Annotated in this window: 21 protein-coding genes; 4 read left to right on the forward strand and 17 right to left on the reverse strand. The window is 62.2% G+C overall.

All coding sequences use genetic code 11. The features are described from left to right. Nucleotides 1-27: 27 nt before the first annotated feature. The 3 genes from G3N58_RS02155 to G3N58_RS02165 are packed head-to-tail and all read right to left on the reverse strand — an operon-like array spanning nucleotide 28 to nucleotide 3,601. A complete protein-coding gene (locus G3N58_RS02155; protein WP_167037389.1) occupies nucleotides 28-1,071 on the reverse strand; it encodes an LLM class flavin-dependent oxidoreductase in 1,044 nt (347 codons plus the stop codon). 37 nt (nucleotides 1,072-1,108) lie between these two features. Continuing rightward, nucleotides 1,109-2,623, reverse strand: coding sequence for an aldehyde dehydrogenase (locus tag G3N58_RS02160; RefSeq protein ID WP_167281360.1), 1,515 nt, complete (start codon nucleotides 2,621-2,623; stop codon nucleotides 1,109-1,111). Then, nucleotides 2,624-3,601, reverse strand: coding sequence for a flavin reductase (locus tag G3N58_RS02165; RefSeq protein ID WP_167037395.1), 978 nt, complete (start codon nucleotides 3,599-3,601; stop codon nucleotides 2,624-2,626). 198 nt (nucleotides 3,602-3,799) lie between these two features. Here G3N58_RS02165 and G3N58_RS02170 point away from each other — a divergent pair, with 198 nt between their 5' ends. Further along, entirely contained in the window at nucleotides 3,800-5,581 is a 1,782-nt protein-coding gene (locus G3N58_RS02170) for a helix-turn-helix domain-containing protein (RefSeq protein ID WP_167037398.1), read from the forward strand. Nucleotides 5,582-5,620: 39 nt separating this feature from the next. On the opposite strand, the gene G3N58_RS02175 is transcribed toward G3N58_RS02170, so the two are convergent. From G3N58_RS02175 to G3N58_RS02200, 6 genes are all read right to left on the reverse strand, one after another. Next, the gene (locus G3N58_RS02175) at nucleotides 5,621-6,610 is read right to left on the reverse strand and encodes an ABC transporter ATP-binding protein (RefSeq protein WP_167037401.1); all 990 of its coding nucleotides are present in this window, start codon (nucleotides 6,608-6,610) and stop codon (nucleotides 5,621-5,623) included. Continuing rightward, nucleotides 6,607-7,668, reverse strand: coding sequence for an ABC transporter ATP-binding protein (locus G3N58_RS02180; protein ID WP_167037404.1), 1,062 nt, complete (start codon nucleotides 7,666-7,668; stop codon nucleotides 6,607-6,609). Before G3N58_RS02180 ends, G3N58_RS02175 begins: the two co-directional genes overlap by 4 nt. Continuing rightward, entirely contained in the window at nucleotides 7,665-8,453 is a 789-nt protein-coding gene (locus tag G3N58_RS02185; RefSeq protein ID WP_205998374.1) for an ABC transporter permease, read from the reverse strand. Before G3N58_RS02185 ends, G3N58_RS02180 begins: the two co-directional genes overlap by 4 nt. A gap of 9 nt (nucleotides 8,454-8,462) precedes the next feature. Then, the gene (locus G3N58_RS02190) at nucleotides 8,463-9,401 is read right to left on the reverse strand and encodes an ABC transporter permease (protein ID WP_167037410.1); all 939 of its coding nucleotides are present in this window, start codon (nucleotides 9,399-9,401) and stop codon (nucleotides 8,463-8,465) included. A 61-nt stretch (nucleotides 9,402-9,462) separates the two neighbouring features. Next, the gene (locus G3N58_RS02195; RefSeq protein ID WP_167037413.1) at nucleotides 9,463-10,947 is read right to left on the reverse strand and encodes an aldehyde dehydrogenase; all 1,485 of its coding nucleotides are present in this window, start codon (nucleotides 10,945-10,947) and stop codon (nucleotides 9,463-9,465) included. 52 nt (nucleotides 10,948-10,999) lie between these two features. Further along, nucleotides 11,000-11,980 (reverse strand): aldo/keto reductase, encoded by a 981-nt coding sequence (locus tag G3N58_RS02200; RefSeq protein ID WP_167037416.1) that lies wholly within the window; start codon nucleotides 11,978-11,980, stop codon nucleotides 11,000-11,002. Nucleotides 11,981-12,077: 97 nt separating this feature from the next. Between G3N58_RS02200 and G3N58_RS02205 the strand changes: the two genes are divergently transcribed. Further along, a complete protein-coding gene (locus tag G3N58_RS02205) occupies nucleotides 12,078-12,869 on the forward strand; it encodes an alpha/beta fold hydrolase (RefSeq protein WP_205998375.1) in 792 nt (263 codons plus the stop codon). A gap of 118 nt (nucleotides 12,870-12,987) precedes the next feature. Continuing rightward, entirely contained in the window at nucleotides 12,988-13,626 is a 639-nt protein-coding gene (locus G3N58_RS02210) for a GntR family transcriptional regulator (protein WP_167037422.1), read from the forward strand. A 123-nt stretch (nucleotides 13,627-13,749) separates the two neighbouring features. On the opposite strand, the gene G3N58_RS02215 is transcribed toward G3N58_RS02210, so the two are convergent. The 7 genes from G3N58_RS02215 to G3N58_RS02245 form a co-directional block, all read right to left on the reverse strand. After that, a complete protein-coding gene (locus G3N58_RS02215; protein WP_167037425.1) occupies nucleotides 13,750-14,343 on the reverse strand; it encodes an amino acid synthesis family protein in 594 nt (197 codons plus the stop codon). A gap of 2 nt (nucleotides 14,344-14,345) precedes the next feature. After that, entirely contained in the window at nucleotides 14,346-14,753 is a 408-nt protein-coding gene (locus G3N58_RS02220) for a carboxymuconolactone decarboxylase family protein (protein WP_167037428.1), read from the reverse strand. A 31-nt stretch (nucleotides 14,754-14,784) separates the two neighbouring features. Further along, nucleotides 14,785-15,630, reverse strand: a complete 846-nt coding sequence (locus G3N58_RS02225; RefSeq protein WP_167037431.1) for a hypothetical protein — start codon at nucleotides 15,628-15,630, stop codon at nucleotides 14,785-14,787. Continuing rightward, entirely contained in the window at nucleotides 15,627-17,381 is a 1,755-nt protein-coding gene (locus tag G3N58_RS02230; protein ID WP_167037433.1) for a hypothetical protein, read from the reverse strand. Before G3N58_RS02230 ends, G3N58_RS02225 begins: the two co-directional genes overlap by 4 nt. A gap of 204 nt (nucleotides 17,382-17,585) precedes the next feature. Then, nucleotides 17,586-18,758, reverse strand: coding sequence for a porin (locus G3N58_RS02235; RefSeq protein WP_205998376.1), 1,173 nt, complete (start codon nucleotides 18,756-18,758; stop codon nucleotides 17,586-17,588). A gap of 243 nt (nucleotides 18,759-19,001) precedes the next feature. After that, nucleotides 19,002-20,543 carry an ABC transporter substrate-binding protein gene (locus G3N58_RS02240; RefSeq protein ID WP_167037439.1) on the reverse strand — a complete coding sequence of 514 codons (1,542 nt, stop codon included), beginning with the start codon at nucleotides 20,541-20,543 and terminating at the stop codon, nucleotides 19,002-19,004. A 339-nt stretch (nucleotides 20,544-20,882) separates the two neighbouring features. Next, entirely contained in the window at nucleotides 20,883-21,788 is a 906-nt protein-coding gene (locus G3N58_RS02245; protein ID WP_167037991.1) for a LysR family transcriptional regulator, read from the reverse strand. Between the two features lie 173 nt (nucleotides 21,789-21,961). Here G3N58_RS02245 and G3N58_RS02250 point away from each other — a divergent pair, with 173 nt between their 5' ends. Next, nucleotides 21,962-23,407 carry an MFS transporter gene (locus tag G3N58_RS02250; RefSeq protein ID WP_167037442.1) on the forward strand — a complete coding sequence of 482 codons (1,446 nt, stop codon included), beginning with the start codon at nucleotides 21,962-21,964 and terminating at the stop codon, nucleotides 23,405-23,407. 216 nt (nucleotides 23,408-23,623) lie between these two features. Here G3N58_RS02250 and G3N58_RS02255 read toward each other — a convergent pair whose 3' ends face one another. Continuing rightward, nucleotides 23,624-24,532 (reverse strand): DMT family transporter, encoded by a 909-nt coding sequence (locus G3N58_RS02255; RefSeq protein ID WP_345890997.1) that lies wholly within the window; start codon nucleotides 24,530-24,532, stop codon nucleotides 23,624-23,626. Nucleotides 24,533-24,613 lie beyond the last annotated feature (81 nt).

A 24,613-nucleotide genomic window follows, 5' to 3' on the forward strand; every position in this document is an offset into this window, starting at 1 on the left:
ATGGCTTGCAACGCGTAAGTTCTCGAATTATCTGGCCTCGTTGAAATGCGGAAGCACGTCCTTGCAGAACAACTCGATAGATCGCTTGACACGATCGTATGGCATGCCGAAAAAGGCGCCGTACATGAAGTAGTCGATCCCGAGTGCCTCATACGCCTTGAGTTTTTTGACGACTTCGTCCGGCGTGCCGAACATCATGTTTTCGCGCAAGGACTCAGGGGCATAGTCGGACCGATTCGACACGGTTTCATAACCGACCGGTTCGCAAAATCCATTTTTTACCTTACCGAGATTCTTCAAAAGATTCTCGAAATAGCGGCCGTAGTTAGTCAGCGATTCAACCGGCACCTGCCAGTCCTTCGCGTCTTCGTAGACCGCGGTACGGCGCAGCATCATGAGCTTCGGCCGTTTGACGCCGGGATTGTTCTCAAGCGTGGTTTCAAAACGGCTGACCAGATTCTCGACTTCCGAGAACGGTGCATGCAACGGCGTCGCCATGATCGAAAGACCGTTTTTGACCGCCCAATCGAAAGAAGCCGGATCGCGTGCCGCGCACCACATCGGCACCTCGCGCTGCAATGGCTTGGGCACCGAAGTGGCCGCGGGAAACTGAAAGTACTTGCCGTCGTGCGCGTAGTCGCCCTTCCATAGCTCCCGCACCACCGGGATGATCTCTTTCATATAGGCGACACCCTCCTGCTGCGGCATGCCGTCTTTCATGCGGTCGAATTCGTATTGATACGAGCCGCGGCCAATGCCAATTTCGAGTCTGCCGTCGGTGATGATGTCGCAAAGGGCCGCTTCCCCAGCAAGCCGGATCGGGTGCCAGTATGAAGCGGACAGTACCCCCGTACCGAGACGCGCCCGCTTGACGGTGCGCGACCACGCAGCCAGTACCTGGAACGGATTCGGAGCGATCGTCGCTTCGATCGTATGGTGTTCGGCCGTGAAGATCATGTCGAATCCACCTTCGTCGGCCAGCCCCGCCATTTCGTCGACGCGACGCCAAACCTCTCGCATCGACAGGTCTTCGGAAAAGCGATCCATGTTCAGTACAATTGAAAATTTCACTTTCGCGCCTTTTTTGACGTATCAATCCGATTGCCGCTCAGCCGCTTACGCGCATGACGAATGGATTCGGCGTATTGCCGGAATAGTCGACGACTACGCTTTTCGCACGCGAGTACTCGCGCATCGACTCGAGGCCGTAGTGCTTACCGTAGCCGCTCTCCTTGAAACCGCCCATCGGCGTGGTAAATGACGCCGCGCGATAGGTATTGACCCAGATCGTGCCCGCTTCGACATCGCGCGCAAATCGCATCGCCCTGTCTATGTCGCGAGTCCATACTCCCGCTGTCAGCCCGTAGCGCGTCGCGTTAGCCAGTCTCGCAAGGTCGCGCTCGTCTTCGAACGGCTGTATCACGCCCACTGGGCCAAATACTTCTTCCTGAACGATTTCCATCGACGGCGCGACCTGATCGAGCAGTGTGGGTTCGTAAAACCAGCCCTGATCGAGCGGCGCGGCGGCACGCTTACCCCCCGCGAGCAGGCGCGCGCCCTGCTGCGTGGCATGCGACACCATCGATCCGATCTTTTCTAGCTGGGATTTGACTGCGACCGGCCCCATCTGCGTATCGTCCATGAGTGGATCGCCGAGTTTCACGGCACGGGCTCGTTCGATAAGCGCGTCGCGGAACGCATTGAAGATGGTCCGCTGTACGTAGATCCGCGACCCCGCCACGCATGTCTGCCCGCCCGCCGCGAAGATTCCCGCAACGACGCCATCGAGTGCCCGCTCGAAGGGCGCATCGTCGAACACACAATTGGGCGACTTGCCGCCGAGCTCCAGATTGCATTGCGCAAAGTGATCCGCAGCCGCATGAGCAACCTTGCGGCCGCTCGCGGTACTGCCGGTGAACGCGACTTTCGCCACGCGGGCATCACGCGTCAATGCTTCTCCCGCACTCGCGCCCAAACCCGTTACGACGTTAAAAACACCGTCGGGAATGCCCGCTTCCTTGATCAGTTCAGCCAGCGCCAAGGCAGAAGCCGACGTATGTTCGGACGGTTTGACGACTACGGTATTGCCGCAGGCCAGCGCGGGCGCGAGTGTCCAGCTCAACTGATAGAGCGGCGAATTCCATGGCACGATCACACCGACGACGCCGATCGGCTCGCGCGACGTATAGGCAAGCACGTCACGTCGATTCACCGGAATGGTGGTTCCTTCGAGCTTGTCTGCCGCGCCCGCGAAATAGTGGAATTGATCCGGCAAGATACCGATTTGCGCGCGCATTTCCTTCAGCAGCTTGCCGTTGTCGTGCACTTCGAGCCGCGCAAGACGATCGACGTTGGCGCGGATCAACTCCGCGAGCTTGCGCAGCAGGTTCGCGCGATCGGTCTGCGTGATCCCCCGCCACGCGGGATCATGCAGCGCACGTTCGGCGGCCTGAACCGCTTGCCCGACATCGTCCGCATTCGAATCGGCGATCTGATACCAGGCCTCGCCGGTGAACGGATTGAAGCTGTCGAGATAGGTCCCGCTCGCGGGTTCGTGCCACGCGCCATCGATCCAGTTGCGAGTGCGCGTGCCAGTCAGACTTTCGACACTGATCGATACCATTCAAGATCCCATATCGAGTTGATTGAAAGGTTTGAGCGCACCGTCGAGCATCGCGACCTTGCCGCCGTCGGCGCTATCCATATAGATGCCGAAGCGCGCATCGGCGCGTTCGAGGAAGTAGCGGCGCAGCATATTGCGAGTCTGGGAAGAACCGATCTGATCCCACGGCATCGTTTCCTGCGTGAACAGAGCGGCACTTTTGGTCAATTGCGGCTCATCCGCGAGTGTGCCGCGATAGACGATAAAGCTCTCGCCGGCATTCTCGAACACCGAGTAGAGGAACGACAGTTCGACCGTTGCGCCAAGTTTCGCGACAAGATCCGGCAGACCGCCCGGTGCGTGCTGGTCCGTGCCGTGTCCTGCGGTCGGGATCGTCCAGCTTCCCTTGAGCGGATCACGGACCATCAGCACCGCGTCGCCGAGATTCGCAACACAGCCGTAGTTCAACGATTTGCCGGCACCGACCGCCTTCTGTTCGAGACCGAAATCAATGTAGCTGCCGCGGCAATAGGCGAGCGGAACGCCGCCCGTATGGCCGAAATCGAGCACACGGCCGATCAGCATCGTGTGATCGCCAGCGGTGACGAACTGTTCTTTCGCGCAATCGAACCATGCGATCGCGCCTTCGAGCAGCGGTGCGCCGGTTGTGGCAACGTGCGTCGGCACACCGTGAAACTTGTCCGGAGCGCGCGACGCGAACGTATTCGAAACGTCTCGCTGCCCTGCCGCGAGAACATTCACGGCGAAGCTCGATGCCTGCTCGAATACGGGGCAGGTCGTCGCCTTGTTGTCGATACACACCAGCACCAGAGGCGGATCGAGCGACACCGAGGTGAACGAGTTGGCGGTCAGACCTCGGTAGTGGCCCTGGTCGTCGATAGCCGAAACGACGGTCACGCCCGTCACGAAGCTGCCGAAAGCTTTCCGTAGCCCTTGTACATCCAACGGGCTTGCCTCTCTCTCTTGTGACGTATTCATCGAGAATGTCTCCTTCAGTGAAAACATTCTGGGTCGTCACTTTTCGATCTGCCATCTAGGGAAAATAGTATTTTCGAGTGGCGAATTCGAGCTTTCGACGAAACGCGGCAAAGAAATGAAAGCACCTGATCGTTAACACCAATGCACGGGCACTATGAAAAGTTGAAACTGAAAATTTGTCACAGTACGATCCGCTGCATGGACAACACTTTTCCAGCTTCAATAGCCGTCAAGTCATCCCAAGCTCATTTCTCACGCCTCGCCGACATCGCGAAACTGGTCAACGAGAGCAGCGATCTAGGCACGTTGCTTGACAGCATCACCAATGCCACCTGTCGTTACACGACATGGGACATGTGTTCGATCATGAGCGTCGACGAAAACGCGGGACTGTCGGTTCTGATGGCACGCTTCGACCCGTTCCTTGTCGATCCGTCAAGCGCCTCGACGCGTTGGGAACTGGCGACCAGTCCGGTCAGGAAGGTGCTCGACGAGCAGCGTCCGCTCATCATTCCGGATGCGCAGCGCTCCGATTACTTGCATTACCAGCAAGACGCGCTGGCCCGCCACTACCACACCGTAACGATCCTGCCGCTACCGGCAACCGATCAGTACGAGCGACGGATGATCCTTGCCGTGCAGTCGCGAGAGATCCTCAACGTCGACAATGACGAACTCGCCTTCCTCAAGGCGATTGCACAGCTCGCGGCGATCGCGGTCGGCAAGGCCCAGCGTCTGCGCGAGGAAACGGTACTGTCCACGCGCGTCAAACATACGATCGATTCGGTTAGCGAACTGATGCGCCGCGTTCTGTCCGACGAAGCGCCGACCGCGGTACTGTCCGCCGTCGAATCGCTGCTCGATTGTCCGATCGCGGTGGTCGACCGGCCCGCTCAGGCCTTGATGAAAGGGCAACGCGCCGCTGATCCGCAATACGCTAACGCGCTCGCGGAGATGCTGCGAATCGAGTTGAACGACGAAGCGCAGTGGCAAGCAAAAACATCCGACGATTCGACAAGCCCCACATCCACGCCTGTGCATCGGCGCGAGGTGCTGCGCGTCGACGGCCAGCAGGCCGGCGCACTCTATCTGCTGACCGATGAAGAACGCTTCGATCCGGTGGACGAGCTGCTGATCCGGCAAGTCGCGTTTGCGCTGTCGGTCATGCTGATGCGTACAGTCATCCGCTTCAAGGAGCGCACGGAGTCCCAGTCGAAAATCCTCGACGATCTGCTCTCGGGGCGCGACCTCGACGACGACCTGCTGTCGCGGGCAGCGCATTGCGGCCTACCGCTCGGCACACCGAACCGGCTTGTGCTGATCGGCATCCGGGGAGACGCTGAAAGCGCGCGGCAAATACTGCGCGGCAATCATCGTGCGATCTCGTCCGCTCTCGCGAACGCCTGGTCCGCCAACATCACCGTTGTTCCCGCGAGAACGTTGCTGATGGCGCTCATCTCCGAAGCCGAGGGCATTCCGGAAGCGCGGCGCCGCGACCTGATGCGGCGCTCACTGGAACTCACCGACCGGCTGACCGGCAGCGCTTGCGTCATCGCGCCGGGTCCCGTATGCCATGCTCCGCATGATTACGCGCCGGCATGGCAGGCGTGCCAGCGCGCGTTCCGGCTTTCCGATCGTTTCGCACGTAGCGGTGTCGTCCACGAAGAGGACTTCGGCCCTTATGGACTCGTGTTCTCCGCGTTGTCTTCCTCGCAGGTCGACGTTTTCGTCGCCAACACGCTCGGTGCGCTCGATCAGTATGACGCCCAGAATCGCGGCGATCTGCTGAAGACACTCGAAGCTTATCTGGACTCGGGTTGCAGGCTACAAAAATGCGCTGATGAACTGAAAGTACATGTGACGACGATTCGCTATCGGATGGAGCGTATTCGTGAGGTGCTGGGCAAAGACGTCGACGACGCAGAGACTCGATTCAGCCTTGAACTCGCGTTCCGCCTGCGCCGCTTGCAACACATGTGAGTACCGGGCGTAGCCCCGCCAACGAAACCAGAACCGCGCCTACAACACGTCGTCGCGAATACACGCCTTGAAATGCAACGGCGCAATTTCGCGCAGCACCGGACGTTGTTGCGCGCATTCCGGTTTCGCGTAAATGCAGCGTGTGCGGAACACGCAGCCGCTTGGCGGCGACACCGGATCGGCCACGTCGCCTTGCAGCACGACACGCTTGCGTCTCATGTCGGGCCGGTCGTCAGGCACCGCGGAAATTAGCGCCTCGGTGTACGGATGCTTCGGCGTTTGCGTAATTGCTCTCGCCGGGCCGATCTCCATGATCTGCCCGAGGTAGACGACCGCAATACGATCCGACAGATATTCCATCACGGCAAGATCGTGCGAAATGAACAACATCGCGAGGCCCAGCCGCTGCTTCAGCTCGTCGAGCAGGCTCACGATCTGCGCCTGGATCGACACGTCGAGCGCGGAGATCGGCTCGTCGGCCACGATGAACTTCGGATTGACCGCGAGCGCCCGCGCAATGACGACACGTTGCCGCTGACCACCGGATAACGCGGTAGGACTCCGGTCCTTGTAGTCGTCGGACAGCGACACGAGATCCAGCAGTTCGCTGACGCGCCGATCGACGTCGCGTTCGGTCGCATGAATCTTTTGCACGCGCAACGGCTCGGCGATCACGTCACGAATCTTCATCCGTGGATTGATCGAGGCAAACGGGTCCTGAAAGATGATCTGCGCGCTCTTCCGGTAATCCCGCAGTCCGGCCGCGTTGAGCGCCATCACGTCCTTGCCGTCGAAGCGGATCGCACCGTCGGTCGGTTCGATCAGCCGTAACACCGAGCGGCCGATCGTCGTCTTGCCTGAACCCGATTCGCCGGCAAGGCCAAGCGTCTCGCCTGGCGCGATGTCGAACGACACGTCGTTGACCGCATGCACGTGACCGACCAGCTTCGAGAACAGGCCACGGCGAATGTCGTAGAGCTTGCGCAAATGACTGACGCTGATCAGCGGTTGCGTGGAAGTCGGCGTCATGATGGTTGTCCTTGCAATACGGGCGCGCATTGCGGTACTTGCCGCAATTCCCGCCAACGCAGGCAGCGCACCTGGCGAAGCCCGTCATCGGTCGTTTCGAGGGACGGCACCTGCGTATCGCAGCGCCCCGCGACGGCATGCTCGCAACGCTTGTGAAACGTGCAGCCGGCCGGCAGCGCGGCCGGATTGGGCGCGCCGCCCGGAATCGGCTTGATGCGATGACGCACGTCGCCAAGACGTGGACGGGAACGCATCAACGCCTGCGTGTAAGGCATCAGCGGCTGGTTGAACAGATCGCTAACCGGACCCGCCTCGACGATTTGCCCCGCGTACATCACCAGCGCGCGGTTGGCGATTTCCGCGACCAGCGAGAGGTCATGCGTGACGAACAGGATCGCCATCTGCGTTTCCTGCTGCAACTGCTTCATCCGCTCGACGATCTGCGCCTGCACGGTGACGTCGAGCGCGGTGGTCGGCTCGTCGGCGATCAGCAGCCCCGGGTGGCAGGACAGCGCAATCGCAATCATGACCCGCTGCCGCATGCCGCCCGACAGTTGATGCGGATAGCTATTCAGACATTTGGCGGGACTCGGAATGCCAAGCATCGAAACGAGCCGCAGCGCCTCGGCCGCGCGTTCCTTCGACGACATCCTGCGATGCACGCTGAGCGCTTCCTCGATCTGCGCGCCGATCGTGTACAACGGATTGAGCGACGACATCGGCTCCTGGAAGATCATGGCCGCGTCGTTGCCACGCACGCGCCGCAATTCGCGCTCGCGCAACCCGACGATATCGACGGTCTGCCCGCCCTTCTTCGCCAGATTGATCGAGCCTTTCACCGACGCGTTGCTGCCCGGATTCAGGCCGAGCAGCGCGAGGCCCGTCGTCGATTTACCGCAGCCCGATTCGCCGACGATCGCCACGATCTCGCCCTTGCCGATCGAGAACGACACGTCGCGTACGACCGTGACCGGCGGCGTATTGCGTTTGCCCGTATCGAACGATACGGACAGATGCTCGACCGAGAGAACGCGTGAATCTTCGAACGTGGTCGTCATTTGATGCTGGTTCCGATCAGGTAGAAGCCGAACACGGTCGCCGCAACCGCCGCGCCGGGCGCAAGGCTCATACCGGGATTCATCGCGAGATAGTCGAAGCCGGAGCGCACCATGGCGCCCCAGTCGGGGGTCGGCGGCGGCATGCCAAGGCCGAGAAACGACAGGCTGGCCGAAGTGAAAATCGAATACGCGATGGTCAGCGCGAACTGCGCGGCAACGATGCGCATCGTGTTCGGCCACACATGCTTGAGCATGATCCAGTCGGCGCGCGCGCCGACTGCCTTCGACGCCTCGACGAACACCGACTCGCGCAGCGCGAGCGTCTGCCCGCGCACCAGCCGCGCGATCCGCGGCCAACTGACGAAGCCGAGCACCAGCACGAGATTGAATAACGTGGGGCCCACCATCGCGGTGATGATGAGCGCGAGGATCAGACCAGGCAGCGCGATGAAAATGTCGATGATCTGCGTCGCGAACAGGTCCACGCGCCCGCCGAGATAACCCGCTACGAGCCCGACCGGAATGCCGATGATGGCGGCCATCACCGCCGCGCCGATACCGACGATCAGCGAAGATTGTCCGCCGTAAATCAGCCGCGAAAGAATGTCGCGGCCGAGCTCGTCAGTGCCGAGCAGGTTGTCCGCGCCCGGGGGCGCGAGAAACATCACGCTGCTCGCGGTCGGATCATGCGGCGCGATAAGCGGCGCACATAGCGAAATCGCGATCATGACGAGCAGGATGAACGCGCCGATCTGCACCTTGGGACGCATCAGGATTTCGCGCATGAATAGCTCCTAGTTCAGCCGGATCTGAGGATTGATCAGCGTATACACGACGTCGGCGAGCAGGTTCATCAGGATCACCGCGACGATGATGAACATGCCGATCGCGAGCATCACCGGATAATCGCGCGACAGGATCGACGTGACGAACAACTGGCCGATGCCGGGCATCGAAAAGAGCGTTTCGGTCACGACCGCTCCGCCCATCAGTTGTCCGAGACTGATGCCGATATACGTAATCACCGGCAGGATCGAATTGGGCAGAATATGGCGGAATGACACGCGGTGTTCGGACAGCCCCTTCGCCCGCGCGACACGAACGAAAAGACGTTCTCGCACCGCCTGGTATTCAGCGCGATAGACGAGCGTGAACGCGCCGAAGTAGTACGCGGCAAGCGTGATGGTCGGCAGGATCAGATGCTGGAGGTGCGTGAGAAGACCGTGGTCCCAAGGCACCCAACCCACCGACGGCAGCCAGCCGAGCTTCACGGAGAAGATGAAGATCGCGACCATGCCGAGCATGAAGTTCGGCACCGTCATGCCGATGATCGACAGCACGGTGACGAACGTGCCGATCACGCGCTGGCCGACGGTCAGGCTGCTCAGCCCCACCGAGACCACGGTTGCGAGCAGGATCGACAGCACGGCGAGTTCGACCGTGACCGGCAGCGAGCGCATCAGCATCTCGGCGACGGTCTGGTGCGTCGTGTACGAGCGCCCCAGGTCGCCGGACAAGGCGTGGCCCATCCAGCTCAGATATTGCGTGACCACGGGCCGGTCGAAACCCATCTGATGGCTCAGTTCGGCAACGGCCTGCGGGGTCGCATCCTGGCCGAGCATCAACGCGGCCGGGTTGCCGAAGAACACCGCGACGCTAAAGAACAGCAATACGGTCACGAAGATCAGATTGGGCGCGGCCCAGACGAGCCGCCTGCCTATGACTGTCAGCATAAGAGAATGTCCCTGTATGGCACCTACACATACGCGAACGCCGCTGCGCGTATGGCTGCGCCTAGCGCATCACGAACGGATCGGCGAGCGCCTCGCCCCCCACTTCGATCATCACCGCCTTCGTTTCAGTGTAGTCCTTGAGCGCGTCGATACCGGCTTCGCGACCGTAGCCGCTCTGCTTGAATCCGCCGAACGGCACATTCACGCCGGTGACGCGATAGGTGTTGATCCACAGGCGGCCCGCCTGCACCGCACGCGCGGTACGCATCGCGCGTGGAAAGTCGCGGCTGAAGATGCCGCCGGCGAAGGCATAGTCGCTATCGTTAGCGATGCCGATCGCTTCGTCGTCGGTGCGGAACTTCAGCACCGACAGCACGGGACCGAACAATTCCTGGCGCACGACCGGATAATCGCCGCGATCGCATAGCGCGATCGTCGGCTGGAAGCACTGGTTATGCGGCAGCCCCGCAACACGCTTGCCGCCGGCGACGACCTGCGCGCCCTGCTCGACCGATTGCGCGAGCAGCGTCTCGATGCGGGCGACCTGCCGCTCCGTTGCAAGCGGCCCCATGTTGGTCGAGGCCTCCATCGGGTCGCCGATCGCGATCGTCTTCACCCGTTCGACCAGACGCTCGACGAGCGCGTCGTGAATCGATTCGTGCGCGATCAGTCGCGAGCCCGCCGCGCAACTCTGTCCGCTCGCGCCGAAAATACCGGCCACGATACCGTTGACGCAACTGTCGAGATCGGCGTCGTCGAACACGATTACGGGCGACTTGCCGCCCAGTTCGAGCGAGAGCTTCGCGATGTTATGCGCGGAGTTCGGAATCAGCTTGCGTGCGGTCTCGACACCACCGGTGAAGGCGATGCGGCGCACGAGCGGATGACTCGTCAGCGTGATCGCGCACGGATTCGCGCGGCCCGATACGAAGTTGATGACGCCCGGCGGGAAGCCCACTTCATGCGCGAGCCTCGCGAGCGTGAGCAGCGGCGTCGAGGCATCTTCGGAAGCCTTGACGACGATCGTGTTGCCGGTCGCAAGCGCCGGCGCGATCTTGTAGGCGGACAATTGCAGTTGCGAATTCCACGGAATGATCGCCGCGACCACACCCACCGGCTCGTGTAGCACGAGATTGAGCATGTTCGGCGCGGACGGCGGAATGTCGCCTTGCAGCTTGTCGGCGAGACCGGCGAAATACGTATACGCACGTGCCGTGTGCGCGGCCTGCCAGGTCGTTTCCTTCAGCAGCTTGCCCGTGTCCTGCGTCTCGACATAACCGAGCCGGTCCTTGTGTTCGACGAGCTTGTCGGCGAGCTTCTGCAGCAGCGCGGCGCGTTCGTTCGGCGTCATCTTCGGCCACGGGCCGCTCGTGAACGCGCGATGCGCGGCCCGCACGGCGCGATCGACATCGGCGGCGCTCGCGTCGGGAATCGTCGCCCATGCGCGGCCGGTCCACGGATTGACGCTTTCGAAGGTGCGGCCGTCCTCGGCCTGTACGAATTCGCCGTCGATATACATCGCGAAACTTTCGGTTTGCTGATTCATTGGCATGCCTTGAGAATGTGCAGCAAATGAGGGGAAACGCGCAGCGGCTGCCTCAGTGGCTTTTCGCGCCGAGCGGACGCGTTTCGTAGGTGCCGGCGAGCGCTCGCAGTTCCTCCTCGTCGAGCTTCAGATCGAGTGCGGCGACCGCGCTCGCGACGTGCACAACCTGCGTCGCGCCGAAGATCGGCGAGATGATGCCGGGCTGTGCGAGCGCCCACGCCAGCGCGACCTGGCTCGGCTCGACACCGCGCTTCGCGGCGATCTTCGCCACGCATTCGAGCGCCGCGAAATCGCCCGGGCGGTGATAGTGCTTCAGTGTGTAGTCATCCGAATCATGTCGCGCGGTCGCGTTGCGCGCATCGCGCCGGTCCGCGCACAGGAAGCCGCGCGCGAGCGGACTGAATGGGACCAGCGCGATATCGTAGGCGCGGCAGAACGGTATCAGTTCGCGCTCGGCTTCGCGATGACAGACGTTGTACTCGCACTGCATCGACACAAACGGCGTACGTCCCATCTGTTTCGCGAGATTCACGCATTGCACGAAAGCCCAGGCGGGCATGGTCGTCGCGCCGACGTAGCGTACCTTGCCGCTCTTCACGAGATCGTCGAAGGCGACGACGAGTTCTTCGAGGTCCGTGTCCGGTTGCCAGATATGCGTTTGCAGCAGATCGACGTAATCGGTCTTCAGGCGCTTCAGCGACGCATCGACCGCGCTGAAGATGTGCTTGCGAGAGTAGCCGCGCGCATTCGGATGCGTGCCCATCGGATTACCGAGCTTGGTGGCCAGCACGATCTCGTCGCGGGATGCGTAATCCCATAGCGCATTGCCGAGCACGGTCTCGCTGGCACCCGCCGAATAGAAATCGCAGGTATCGACGAAATTGATGCCCGCCTCGACCGCCGCGCGCAGGATCGGCCGTGCTGCGTCTTCTTCGAGCACCCACTTGCGCCACCCCGGGTTGCCGATACCCATCGCGCCGAAGCCAAGGCGGGAAATGCGCAGGCTCGAGCGGCCTAATCTTGCGTACTCCATGGATGGAGGTCTCCGTATTCGCCAGATGTTGAGGTCAGTCTAGTCGAAATATTTTTTGTCAGCTAGTATCTCGTATACCAACAGATTAACGGAGACGATGCAAGTGGAAAAATATGTTTCTGCCGACGGCCTGGAGCTTGCGTACAAGATTCAGGGATCCGGACCATTTGTCACGCTGATACACGGCATCGGCGCGGATCACGCAAGCTGGGACGCGATCGCGAGCCAGCTCGAGGCGCACTTCACGGTGCTACGCGCGGACTTGCGCGGCCACGGCGCATCGAGCCTGATCACGCGCTGCTCGCTCGATGACTTCGTCTCCGATGTCGACGCGCTGCTCGATGCTGTCGGTGTGCAAAAAACGCATCTGGTGGGCTTTTCTCTCGGCGGCCTCATCGCGCAGAAATACGCGGTGGAAAACTCGGCGCGTCTGAACCGGCTGGCGCTCATCAGCTCGGTCGCGGAGCGCACCGACGAGGAACGCGCGCGCGTGCTGAAACGCGCCGACCAGATCGACCGCGAGGGCATCGCGGCGGTCGTCGCGGCGGCGGAAGATCGCTGGTTCACGCCGGCGTTCAAGGCGGCCAACCCGCAACGCGTCACGTACCGTCTCGAACAACTGGTGAAGAACGATCATCGGTCGTACGCGGCCGCGTATCGCGTGTTTGCGGCAGCGGATCGCGACATCGCATTCGACCGCATCAGCGTACCGACGCTCGTGATGACCGGCGAGAACGACCCCGGCTCGTCGCCACGGATGTCGCGCCTGTTACATGAGAAAATCGCCGGATCGCAGCTTCGCATCCTGCCGGAGCTGCGTCATAGCGTGCTGCTCGAAGCACCGGACCTGATTGCCGGCCTGCTGCTCGAATTTCTGCAGCCGGAATAAAACCCAGCACGGGCCGCACATGACGGCCCGCATTCAAACATAGGGTGGAACGATGACAGAAGACGCAACGGTTGCCCAACAAGTAGGCTTGAGCGTCGCCAAAAACGAGACGATCCGCATGAAGACGCTAAACGTTCTGCGTGAAGCGATCATTGCGGGACGGCTCGCGCCGGGCCAGAAGCTGATCGAGCGCGATCTATGCGAACAGACCGGCGTCAGCCGCAGCAGTATCCGCGAGGCGTTGCGCAATCTCGAATCGGAGCGTCTGGTCGAGAGCCTCGATACCAAGGGCGTCGTGGTTGCAACTCTGACGCCCGAAATCGCCACGGAAATCTATGAAATACGGGCGGCGCTCGATTCCGAAGCGGCATTGCATTTTGCCCAGCGCGCGACCAGTGAGGACCTCGCCGAACTCGAAGACACCTTCAATGCGCTGAAGAATACGCCTGTCGAAAACGACGAGGCGTTCCTCGCCGCTTCGAATCGCTTTTACGCGATCCTCTATCAAGGCGCGCGCAACGAAACCGCCAAGCACGTCATGCAGCTTCTCGGCGCCCGCATCAGTTTGCTGCGCGCGACCACGACGCGGCGCTCGCCAGTGGAACGCCGTCACGGAACGGTCGAACTCATGGGCGAGATTTTCAAGGCGCTCAAGAAGCGCGACGGCAATGCCGCTGCCTTGACGATACGCGCGCTCATCGAGCGATCGGCGCAGTCGGCGACGGCCCTGCTCAAGGACGGGCAAGCGAATCGCTAGACACGCTCCACGCGCTGTGCCGCTGACAGCAGCACAGCGCCACCGGACCTACGCGGAGTGATGCGGCGGCGGCCCATGCCGCCTCATGCCGTGGCACTGCCGCCTTTCTCGCGCCTGCCGGTTTCAATGCGCCGCGTTCTCGCGCTCGATCTCCTGCATGTCCTGATGCCGGTCTCCGATACGCGCGTGCGGTCGTCCGGCTGTCGACGCGCCAAGCACGATCACGATCTCATCGGGATTCGGTGCGTCGGGAATGGCGAACTCCAGGGTGATGAAGTGCGAACGCGCGGCGCCGTCGTGAATGTGCTTGATCGGCACCTGCAGCGACGTGTTCAGTCCACCGCGCTTGTTGGTGAACGACAGAAAGCTCTCCGCTTCGACCGCATGGCGATAGTGATTGCCGAAGCGCAGATTGTGAATCACGGCGGACGCGTGTTCGATTTCTCCGCCTCCACCGACTACCGCGCTCTTGCCGTAGGCTTCGATCGCCTGCTTGCCGCCGATCTCTTCGAGCATGCGCGCCACCATCACCTTGCCGAGTTCGCCGCAGCCATCGCGCTGCTCCGGCGAGAGATCCTCGACGAAGCCGCGCCCGAACCACGGATTGCGAATCACCGCCGCGACGCCGACAAGCGTAACGGGCGTAGCAAGCGCCTTGTCGCCTTCAATGAAGGTCGCTTCCTTGTAGACCACGATTTTGCGAATCGAAAACGGCATCGTCATTCCTTGGGATCAGCAGCAGGTTGAGAGGCGGCGGCGAGTTCGGCCAGCACCTTGCGCGCCACGCGAAAACAGTCGACACCGACGGGGATGCCGCAATACACGGCGATCTGGATCAGCGCCGCGCGCAGTTCCTCGTGGCTCAGGCCGTTCTTGAGCGCCCCGCGCACATGCAGCTCGAACTCGTGCATCTTGCCGAGCGCGGCGATCATGCCGAGATTGAGCAGACTGCGCTCACGCGGCACGAGCGTCGGGTCGCCCCAGCACGTGCCCCAGCAATACTCCGTGACGAGCTCCTGGAACGGCCGGTTGAAATCGTCAGCACTCTTGAGCGACTGATCGACATAGGCATCGCCCAGCACATCACGACGGCGGCGTTCGCCGGTATTGAATCGTTCGATATCCAATCCTGATCTCCTCAAAACGACTGTCTTACGATCACGGTGTCGGACTCGCAGCCTGGAAGCCCGCCTGGGCCCGCGAGCGCTCCGACGAGGGCGCCCAGGTACGTGTCTCGAGTTCGTACAGGAACCTGAGGTCGGCGGTAGCGACGTCGACTCCGTGCGCATAGGCCCGTCTCAACGCACCGCTCACATCCTTGCAAACCATGCCGGAACGACGCGCCGCAAGCTCGGCGAGATCGTCTCTCGCGACGAAAGGAAATGCGATGAGTTCGAGGGCCGAGGTTCCGGCACCGGTTGCATCGGCTGCCAGCAAGGCCGCGGCGGATGGCACGTCGCCGACTTCGTGCAGCAGAACCATCAGGTCATGAATCGCGGCGCCGCCAGGATCGCTGGTCAGCGACGTTATCGCGCCGCCGCTCGTGGCAGTATAGAACCGCCATGCGCCATGCGGGTCGCCATTCGTCAATAGAAGCCCGATGCCCCGCTGCGCGGCGATCGTCGCCGTACCGGCCAGGCCGATGTGGTCCGCGAGGTGGTTCACGGTGATACGCACGGCGCCGCGCCTGCGCCTGGCAAGCCCGGTAATCAGATCGACCGCCCGGGGTCCGATATCGAGCATCGAACGGCCCGCTGCGTCGATAACGCCGCTCGTTTCGCTCGTGCGATCGAAGCGCGGTTCATCGCCCGAGAATGCTTCGAGCAACGTGGCTTCATTGCGACGCAGCGCGGCAAGCGTGTCGCCGTCGAGCACTTCGGAACAGGTCAGCACGCGCGCCATGGCTTCGACCGCGCCGAGCGGGCAACCGAACGCGCGCAGACTCCACCAGGCGACGCGCGTGATTTCCGATACCGCGGCTGAGGTGTAGGTCGGCTCGGTCATGACAGCATCTCCGTCTGGGTGGCGGGCTCGGCCGGGTAGCGCCAGTCGCGCGTCGTGCCCTCGGCGATTTCGGCCGGCAGCGGAACCCCCTGGAAGAAGACGCCTCGCACATAGCGAATCGACAGCGGCGTCGAGCATTCGATGCCGAGCGACGCGAGGAAAAAGCGGATCAGTTGCGCCGGGACAAAATCCTTGTGGATCAGGTTGTCGCGAATCTCCGCATAGGGAAGGCCATCGAGATACTGCACGCGCGACACAGCCATCTCCAGATCCGGATGTGCGAACATCAGCTCGCCGACCAGTTCATCGTCCGCGTAGCTCGCAACGACGCAGGCGAGGCGCTGCACGATGCCGATGTGATCGACGAACGATTCGTACTCCTCGCCAGGATCGAGCACGCGTTCGCCGCGCCGTTGCTCGCCGTTGTCGACGGAGTGATACCAGAAATGCTGACGCGTCTTCGACAGCAGCGTGTCGTAGCGCAGCGCCCACGCATAGTTCTTGCGCAACAGGCCGCGCAACTCGCCGACCGTCATCTCGGCGACGACGCCGCGCTCGCGCGCCGCGCCGATCACGAGGTAATCGGCGAAACGGTCCGATACGTCGGGGTACAAATCGATCAGCGCGGAGTTCAGTTGCTCCTGCGTTTCGGCATCGAATGCCGACGCGGCCTGCGCGAGATCGTTCCAGAGAGAAAAAGCCCGGGACCCATCGAGCCAGCCGACGATGGTGCGCAAGTTCGCCGCGATGACCTTGTTCGGCACGACATAATCTTCAGACTGAACCTGGACCGTGTCGCAGTACGCGGCCACACGGGCGACCAGGCTGACGAGACGCTCGCGGCTCGCCGCATCGACGGGCATCGACTTCGCGTATGCGAGGGCGGCTTCGCGCACGGCCAGCCACGTCGACACCCAATGCGGCCAACGCTGCAACGCCACGCACATGCCCTGCCCCGACGAGTTGCCGACCGCGAGATAACGCGCAACCTCTTCGGAGAGTTGCGCGGCGCGCGGATTACGCGCTCGGGCGATCGCGTTGACCAGATCGATCGACACCTGCCGAACCATGTAGAGACCGAAGAGATCCGCGAAGAAGGGATGGCACAGCGGGTGGTCGGCGGCGATGCCCTGATACGAGATCGATCCGTTGCGGCCGCTGCCCTGAAATCCGCCGTTGCGCAGCAGATAGGCCGAGGCGCTGCCGATCAGGCCCGGCTCCGGCTGATGACCGGCCACGAGTGCATCGACGACGTGATCGAAAATCCGCGCGCTGCGATTGGCCGGGGTCCAGCCGAGCACCATGGCATCCGTGCGCATCGTCTCGACGTTTTTCAGATCGAACGTGGCGAACTCGCGCTCGATGCGTGCCGCGTCCGGTGTTCCGACAAACAGTGCGCCGAACATGTCGCGATTTGCGCCATCGGAGCGGCGCCCCACCTTCTCCTTGCCGTCCCACTCGTATGCGCGCGCGATATAGGTGAAGTCGATTCCGCGTGCGCTGATGCGGTAGACGAGGCGGCCTTGCCCGTTTGCGTCCGCCTCGCAGATTTCGAGCGCAATGCGCCAACGCTCGTCGATCATGCGGCGCGCGAGCACATAGGCAAAGCTCACGCGCGACGCCTTCATCGCACCCATCAACGGACCCTGCATGATCGACTCGGCGGGCCGCATATAACCGATGATCTTCTCCGCGGCACCAGCGCCAGCCAGTTGCGTCGCGGCGGCTTCCAGAAAGGGGGGCAACTCCATCGGCATTACAAGTCCTTTCGCGTTGCTGAAATGAAGTGCTCGGCACGTTGATCGAGCGATGTCTTATTGTATACCATCTTCCAATGCGTTCCTAGTTGCCGTGTTTTAGCCAGCGCCACCGGCAATTGCCGATGGCAGATCGGCGCCGCCGACCGTGCGCATTCGCGCGCGACGGCAGGCGCCGCGCGCGAAAGGCGGCAAGGCTCAGAACTTGTGCCGGATGCCCGCGACCGCGACGACCTGCCGGTTCGTGGACGACTGCGTCGCGAAAGCGATCTGCGCGACTGCGTTGGCGCCGGTCGAGTCGTGTCCCGATGCCTGCTGATAGATGCCGACCAGGTATAGATCGGTGCGCTTCGAGAGGTTGTAATCGACGCCGAGATTGACCTGCTGATAGCGCGCGCCCGAGAGTCCGCGCAGGCTGCCCGCCGCCGTGTACGTGTACGACGCGCCGAGTTGCAGCGCGGGCGTCAACATGTACTTCGCGTTCGCTTCGATGATGTTGAATACCGCCGTGCCACGCAGCCCGTTGCTCGCGCCCGCGACCACCAGGGTGCCGAGATTGTTGAAAGACGCGTGGCTATAGATGGCGCCGAGGGTCGCATCGCCGATCTTGTAATTCACGCCCACCGCGGCGACATCCTGCGAACCGGCGGTGGCAAGACCGGAAATCACCGGACCCGACATGTTCGAACCGGTGCTGCTGTCGTTGGCCTTATTGCCCCACAGCGAATAATTGGGGTTGCTTGCGTGCGTGTATTGGGCAGCAGCGGTCAACGGCCCCATGCTGTAGCCGGCCGCGAGCGAGTAGATCTGGTTGCGCGAGAAGTCGCCGGCCACGCCGCCGAACGAATAAGTGCCGCCGAACGAAAAGCCGCCGAAGCTCGGCGACTTGTATTTGACCGCGTTGTTCACCCGGTACGTGCCGTCGAGATTGTCCAGATCGGCCGGATGCGCGCCGAAGCCCGCGCCGCCGAGCGCCCACTGCGCGGCCGCGGTCAACGCGCCGACGTAGTCATAGCCGCTCAGATACTGACGTCCGAGCAGCACCTGCCCCCACGTCGGCGCCGCCAAGCCGACGTAGGCCTGGCGACCGAAGAGGTCGCCGTTCTGCCCGAGCGCGCCGGTCGATGAACTGAAGCCGCCTTCGAGCGTAAAGACCGCGGACAGTCCGCCGCCCAGGTCCTCGGCGCCGCGCAGGCCCCAGCGGCTACCCGATTCGCTGCCGCTCGCGAGCGCGAACTGCTGCCCGGTACGCGCGTTGTTGTTGAACATCAAACCTTCATCGACGATACCGTATAGCGTGACGCTGCTCTGCGCCATCGCCGCGCCGGAACCGCCCGCGAGAAGCAGGACTGCCAGGGAAATCTTTTTCATTTTGTCTCACCAATAGGAAGGAGCTTGGGATCACCTATGCATCATCCATCACAACATATGGATACCTAATCGATATGCAGGCGCGACGATGCCTCTCCCCACACCGGAGAGATACGTCGTCAGTCCGTCACGCCCGCCCGGCTTTGGCTCATCCGCGCGGGACCGATGCTACGATGCGCTTGCCGTACCGCGCCGAACAGGCCGGCGCTCCCTGCCCGCCCCGGCCTGTTCGGCGTCGCCGCGCTACGCCGGCGACTTCCACATGTTGCGGAAACGTGGAATCTCGTCGGGCAACCACACGTGGTTGTGCACGTTGTTGCGCATCGCTGCGTATTCAATCGAAAAGAACAGCGGCACGTACGGCAGATCGCGCGTGACAATCGCCTCGACCTGACCGTAGAGCCTCCTGCGCGTCGCCTGATCGGAGGCGTCGCGCGCCTGCTGCAACAGTTTGTCGACGTCAGGGTTGTGGTACTTCGTCGTGTTCTGCGCGCCGGTGCTGCCGAGCAGCAGCGGAAACAGGCCGTCCGGATCGGGACGCTGCGACCATCGGATCGGGCTGAAGTTGATGAGCCCCTGCGAGAGACGCGGGTACCAGTCGCTTTGCGCAATAGGATCGAGCCGCACCGCAATGCCGACCGCCTTCAGCTGCTCCTGAACGAGCTGGTTGATCTGCTGCATCAGCATGATCTGCGGCGTCGACAGGCTGACCGAAAGGTTGGTGACGCCCGCTTGCGCAAGCAGCGCCTTCGCCTTGGCCGGATCGTACGGATACGACTTCACCGTGGGGTCATACCACCACGCGCCCGGCGGCGCGATCGACTCGGCGATCGGCGCCTTGCCATTCATCAGTATCTCGACCATGCGTTTGCGGTCGATCGCATACGCCACCGCCTGGCGCACCAATGGGTTGTTGAACGGCGGCCGGTCGACCTGCCATTGCAGCGCGTACCAGCGGCTCGCCGGGCCCGCGTCGAGCACGATGCCGGGCTGGTTTTCGATCGGGCGGATGTCGATCGGCGATAGCGCCGAGATGTAGTCCACCTCGCCGGTGCGCAAGCGCTGCATCGCGATGATCGGATTGGACGTATCGCTGAATACGACGCGATCGAGATACGGCTTGCCGGGCTCCCAGTACTTCGGATTCCTGTCGACGCTCAGCGAGTTGCCCGGAATCCACTCCTTGAACACGAACGGGCCGGTGCCGACCGGGTGTGTCGCAAAGTCCTTGCCGTATTTTTTCATCGCCGTCGGCGACGCCATGAAGCCTTCGCGCTGCGCGAGCATGCCGAGCAACGCCGGGCTCGGCGATTTCAGATGCAGCGTGACAGTCTGCGGATCGTTCACTTCCACGCTGTCGAGAATCAGCGTCAGTTGCGGCCGCAATGGCGAGCCGACCGCGGGATCAAGCCGCCGGTCAAGATTGTCCTTGACCGCGGCGGCGTCGAACGGCGTGCCGTCATGGAACATCACGCCTTTGCGCAGATGCAGCACGAGACGCTTGCCGCCGTCGAGCGTGTCCCAGCGCTCGGCGAGTTCCGGGCCGATGGACGCGTCGGGGTTGATCGACAGCAAGGTGTTGTAGATGAGGTAGAGCGGCTGGCGCTCGGAGAAATTGACCGAAAACGTCGGATCGAGCGTCTTCGTGTCCGACGCAAACGCCACGCGCAGCGTGCCGCCGCTGACCGGTTTGGTCGAAGTATCCACGGCGGCCCGGCCGCTCTGCATGAACAGCATCCCGGCGGTGGCAGCGCTGGTGGCTGCCAGGAAGGTACGACGACGCATCGGACAGACTCCTATAGCTCAAATACCTAGCTGATCGGATGTAGAATGATCGTATTCTGTCTGACAAGCAATCGGAAAAAAATAAGTAGTTTCCATGTTGTGGTCGATACAACACCTGGCATCGCGGTGATGAGAGGGGGCTCCGCCCGATCAGGCAGGGAGATCAGCAGGAAAGCGGGACTTACACTTATGCCGGCGAAAGTTGACGCGCAAAGGCGCAGGTGTCTGCGGCCGCACCAATGCCATATGCCACGAGAAGGCAGCGCGGCGGATAACCGCGCGGTCGCAACCCCGCTCGAACTCGCGCGGCGTCCCAGCCTCGGTGGAACGCCGTCGAAATCATCGCGTTCCGCCAAATAACTCCGCTACCACGCCGCGCAACCAGCGATTGCCCGCTTCGTGATGGTACTTGGCATGCCAGTGTTGACGGACCGCAAAGCCATCGACCGCAAACGGGCATGAATGAATCGCGATGTCGTTCATCTCGGCAAGCGTTTCGCCGATGTTGCGCGGCAGCGTGGCAATCAGATCGGTCGTCCTGATGATCGAGCCCAACCCCAAAAAGCCCGGCAGTTCAAGTACGACGTCGCGGTCGATGTTCTCGCGCAGCAACGCCTGCTCCAGCAGCTGCGCCCCCGTGCCGGCCGCTATCACCACATGCCCCTCGGCACGGTATTGCCTGAGACTGAGCCGGGTCCGCACCCGCGGATGACTACGGTTCGTCAGGCAGACCCAGTCCTGGTTATACAGTTGCTGCTGGTACATCCCACCGCCGAGCCACGGCACATACCCGATCGCAAGATCGGCCTCCCCCGACTCCAATGCCCGCTCGGTGTTGCCGTCGATCCTTGCCGCTTCGAGGCGAATGCCCGGCGCCTGATCCCGCACGTACGCGAGGATTCGGGGAAGCAGCGTGACATGGCTTGCGTCGGTCATGCAGATGCGAAAGCGCCGCTTGGCGGTGGCGGGATCGAAGGCGATCTCCCATGCGGCAAACCGCCGAAGCGACTCCAAGATTTCGCGGCACGGGCCGATCAATGCATCCGCTTGCGGAGTCGGCGTCATACCGCCCGGCGTGCGGATAAACAGGGGATCGCGCAAATGATCGCGCAAGCGTCCGAGCCAGATGCTGACTGTCGGCTGGCTTTGCCCCAGTTGCTCGGCGACACGCGTCACGCTCCGCACGTCATACAGCAGGTCGAAGAGCTGAAGCAGTTTCAGATCGGGAAGCTCGGTGAGATCCATGAGGTTATTGTCGCTCGCAATATCCTCATTGTAGTCATTGCATTGCGCATGTGAACCTCGCCTCGTATCGTTGGCGGCGATTCCCATGCGCCGGGCCTCGGCGCCGAATCAATCCACTCCCAGAATCGCAGCCATCGACGCTGTGCCAGTCAATCCAGAATCAGGAGACACTCATGCAAATCAAACTGCCATCGCATGGCAGCCCCGGCGACAACGCCGCCGACGCGAAAGCTCGCAAGCAGGCGAAGAAGGCCACCGCCAGCGGCTGGATCGGCTCGGCGCTCGAGTACTACGATTTTTTCATCTACGCACAAGCCGCCGCCCTGATCTTTCCGCAGATATTCTTCCCCAAGGGCAATCCCACGATCGCGATCGTCGCTTCACTCGCGACCTATGGCGTCGGCTACGTGGCACGACCTATCGGCGCATTCGTACTCGGTCACTGGGGCGACACGCACGGCCGCAAGACGGTACTGCTGATCTGCATGTTTATGATGGGCTTCTCCACGATGGCCGTGGGTCTGCTGCCGACTTATCAATCGGTCGGCCTGCTGGCGCCCGCGCTGCTCGTCGTGCTGCGGCTGGTACAGGGTTTCGCCGTCGCGGGTGAAATTTCGGGCGCCAGTTCGATGATCATGGAGCAGGCGCCGTTCGGCCACCGTGGTTACTTCGCGAGTTTCACGCTGCAAGGCGTACAGGCGGGCCAGATTCTCGCTGCCGCCGTGTTTCTGCCGCTCGCGTACTACATGCCCGAGAATGCGCTCGTTTCATGGGGCTGGCGCATCCCCTTCCTGTTGAGCGCCGGCGTTCTCCTGGCCGGTTACATCATCCGCCGCGAGGTCGAAGAAACGGCAGCCTTCGCCAAGGAAGACGAAAGCGGCCAGGTCGCGCGCGCGCCGATTCTCGAAGCGTTCAAATATAGCTGGCCCGACATGATTCGCGTCTTCTTCATGGCGTTCATGAACGTGATTCCCGTGGTCGCGACGATCTTCGGTGCCGCCTATGCCGTTCAGCCTTCATACGGCATCGGGTTTCATCCCAGCGTGTATCTGTGGATTCCGGTGGTCGGCAATATCGTGGCGGTCATCGTCATTCCGTTCGTCGGCAATCTGTCCGATCGCATCGGGCGCAGAATGCCGATGATCTTCGGTGCCCTGTCATCCGGACTCCTGTCGTTTGCGTATCTGTACGCCATCAGCATCCACAATCTGCCGCTTGCCTTCGTCATGTCGATACTGATGTGGGGTGTCGTCTATCAGGGCTATAACGCCATCTTCCCGAGCTACTATCCCGAGCTTTTCCCGACCCGTTTCCGCGTCTCGGCGATGGCCATCGCGCAGAATCTCGGCACGACCCTCACCGCGCTGCTCCCGGCCCTTTTCGCGGCAGTGGCCCCGCCGGGGTCTCACAATGTGCCGATGCTCATCGGCTCGCTGACGTTCGGCGCGACGGTCGTTTCCGCACTGGCTGCATGGAGCGCCAGGGAGACCTATCGGGTACGGCTGCAAGACCTCGGTGACGACAACGCAGTCCCCATCCCGAAGGAACAGTATGAATGGCTCCGGCAGCAAGCGCTCACCGGACCGGAGCTCGCGAAGACGGCGGTACAAGCCCGCTAAGGGTGGATGAGACCGCTTCCGCGGTAACGCGTGGAGCGGTCTCGACGTCCGGCGCGTTGCATCCGCGCCGCCTTCGCGCACGGCACTGCCCGCGGTTGTGCAAACGTGATATGCAACGCTGCTTCGCCTCGCCGCCCTTGCCCTTGCCCTTGCCCTTGCCCTTGCCCTTGCCCTTGCCCTTGCCCTTGCCCTTGCCCTTGCCCTTGCCAGGAGAGATCATGCCGGCAGCGCACGACCACGCGCATGCAGGACGATCGTGCCTAGTCCACTGACGGCAATCACGATCATGCCCACGGCAGTCCAGACGCTGGGAACCCTGCCAAAGAACGCCCAGCTGAATAGCGTGGCGAAAGCAAGCTGCGCATAGCCGAATGGCGTGAGCACGGCAAGCGGCGTTCGGCGCAACGCCTGAAGCATCAATAGATGGCCGAGCGTCGAAAGAAAGCCCATCGCGAGCACCATCAGCCAGCTACCCACGGTCACTTTGCGGATTGCCGGCAAAAGGTCCGCCTGATCGACCCATAGCAGTCCCGCGAGCGCGATACTCGCGACCACGGCGGTGATGAGATTGGTGGTGATCGGGTCGCCTGCGGTCGAAAGCCGGCTCGATACGACCTGAAAACATGCGAAGGTCGTGGCTGCACCAATGGGAAATGCAACCGCCCAGCTGAATTCGCCGCTGCCCGGCTGCACGACGATCAGCATGCCGATAAAGCCCAGAACGACCATCGACCATTTGCTCTTCGTTACGTCTTCGTTGAGCAGAATGGCCGCCAGCAGCGTCGAAATCAGCGGCGCCATCATCGCCAGCGAAGTGGTGACCGGAAGCGGCAAATAGCGCAGGCCGGCAAACGTGCAGGCCGAATTGACGAGGAGAAAAAAGGCGCGCAGGAATTGCAGTTTCAGCACGCCGACCTTGCGAAAATGCCCGGCACCGCGCCGCGCCTGCCAGGCGCCGAGGGCGACGGCCTGAAAGCTGTAGCGGCCGAAAAGAAGAGCGAGTAGCGGCACCGAAGCGCCGATGGCCTTGACCACCGAATCGCTCGCGGCAAACGTGGCGGTCGTCGCGACCATCATCGCAATGCCGAACTCGGCGGTCATGGGGAACGTAATCTGGCGCTTCAATTCAATCCCTGTGATGTTGCATGCCTCGAAGCGCTTTTCGATGCATTTTTCGCTACGCCCCTCGCTGCATTTTTCGCGCGC

This window comes from Paraburkholderia sp. Ac-20342 (genome assembly GCF_017104985.1).
In the GTDB taxonomy this organism is placed as follows: Bacteria; Pseudomonadota; Gammaproteobacteria; order Burkholderiales; family Burkholderiaceae; genus Paraburkholderia.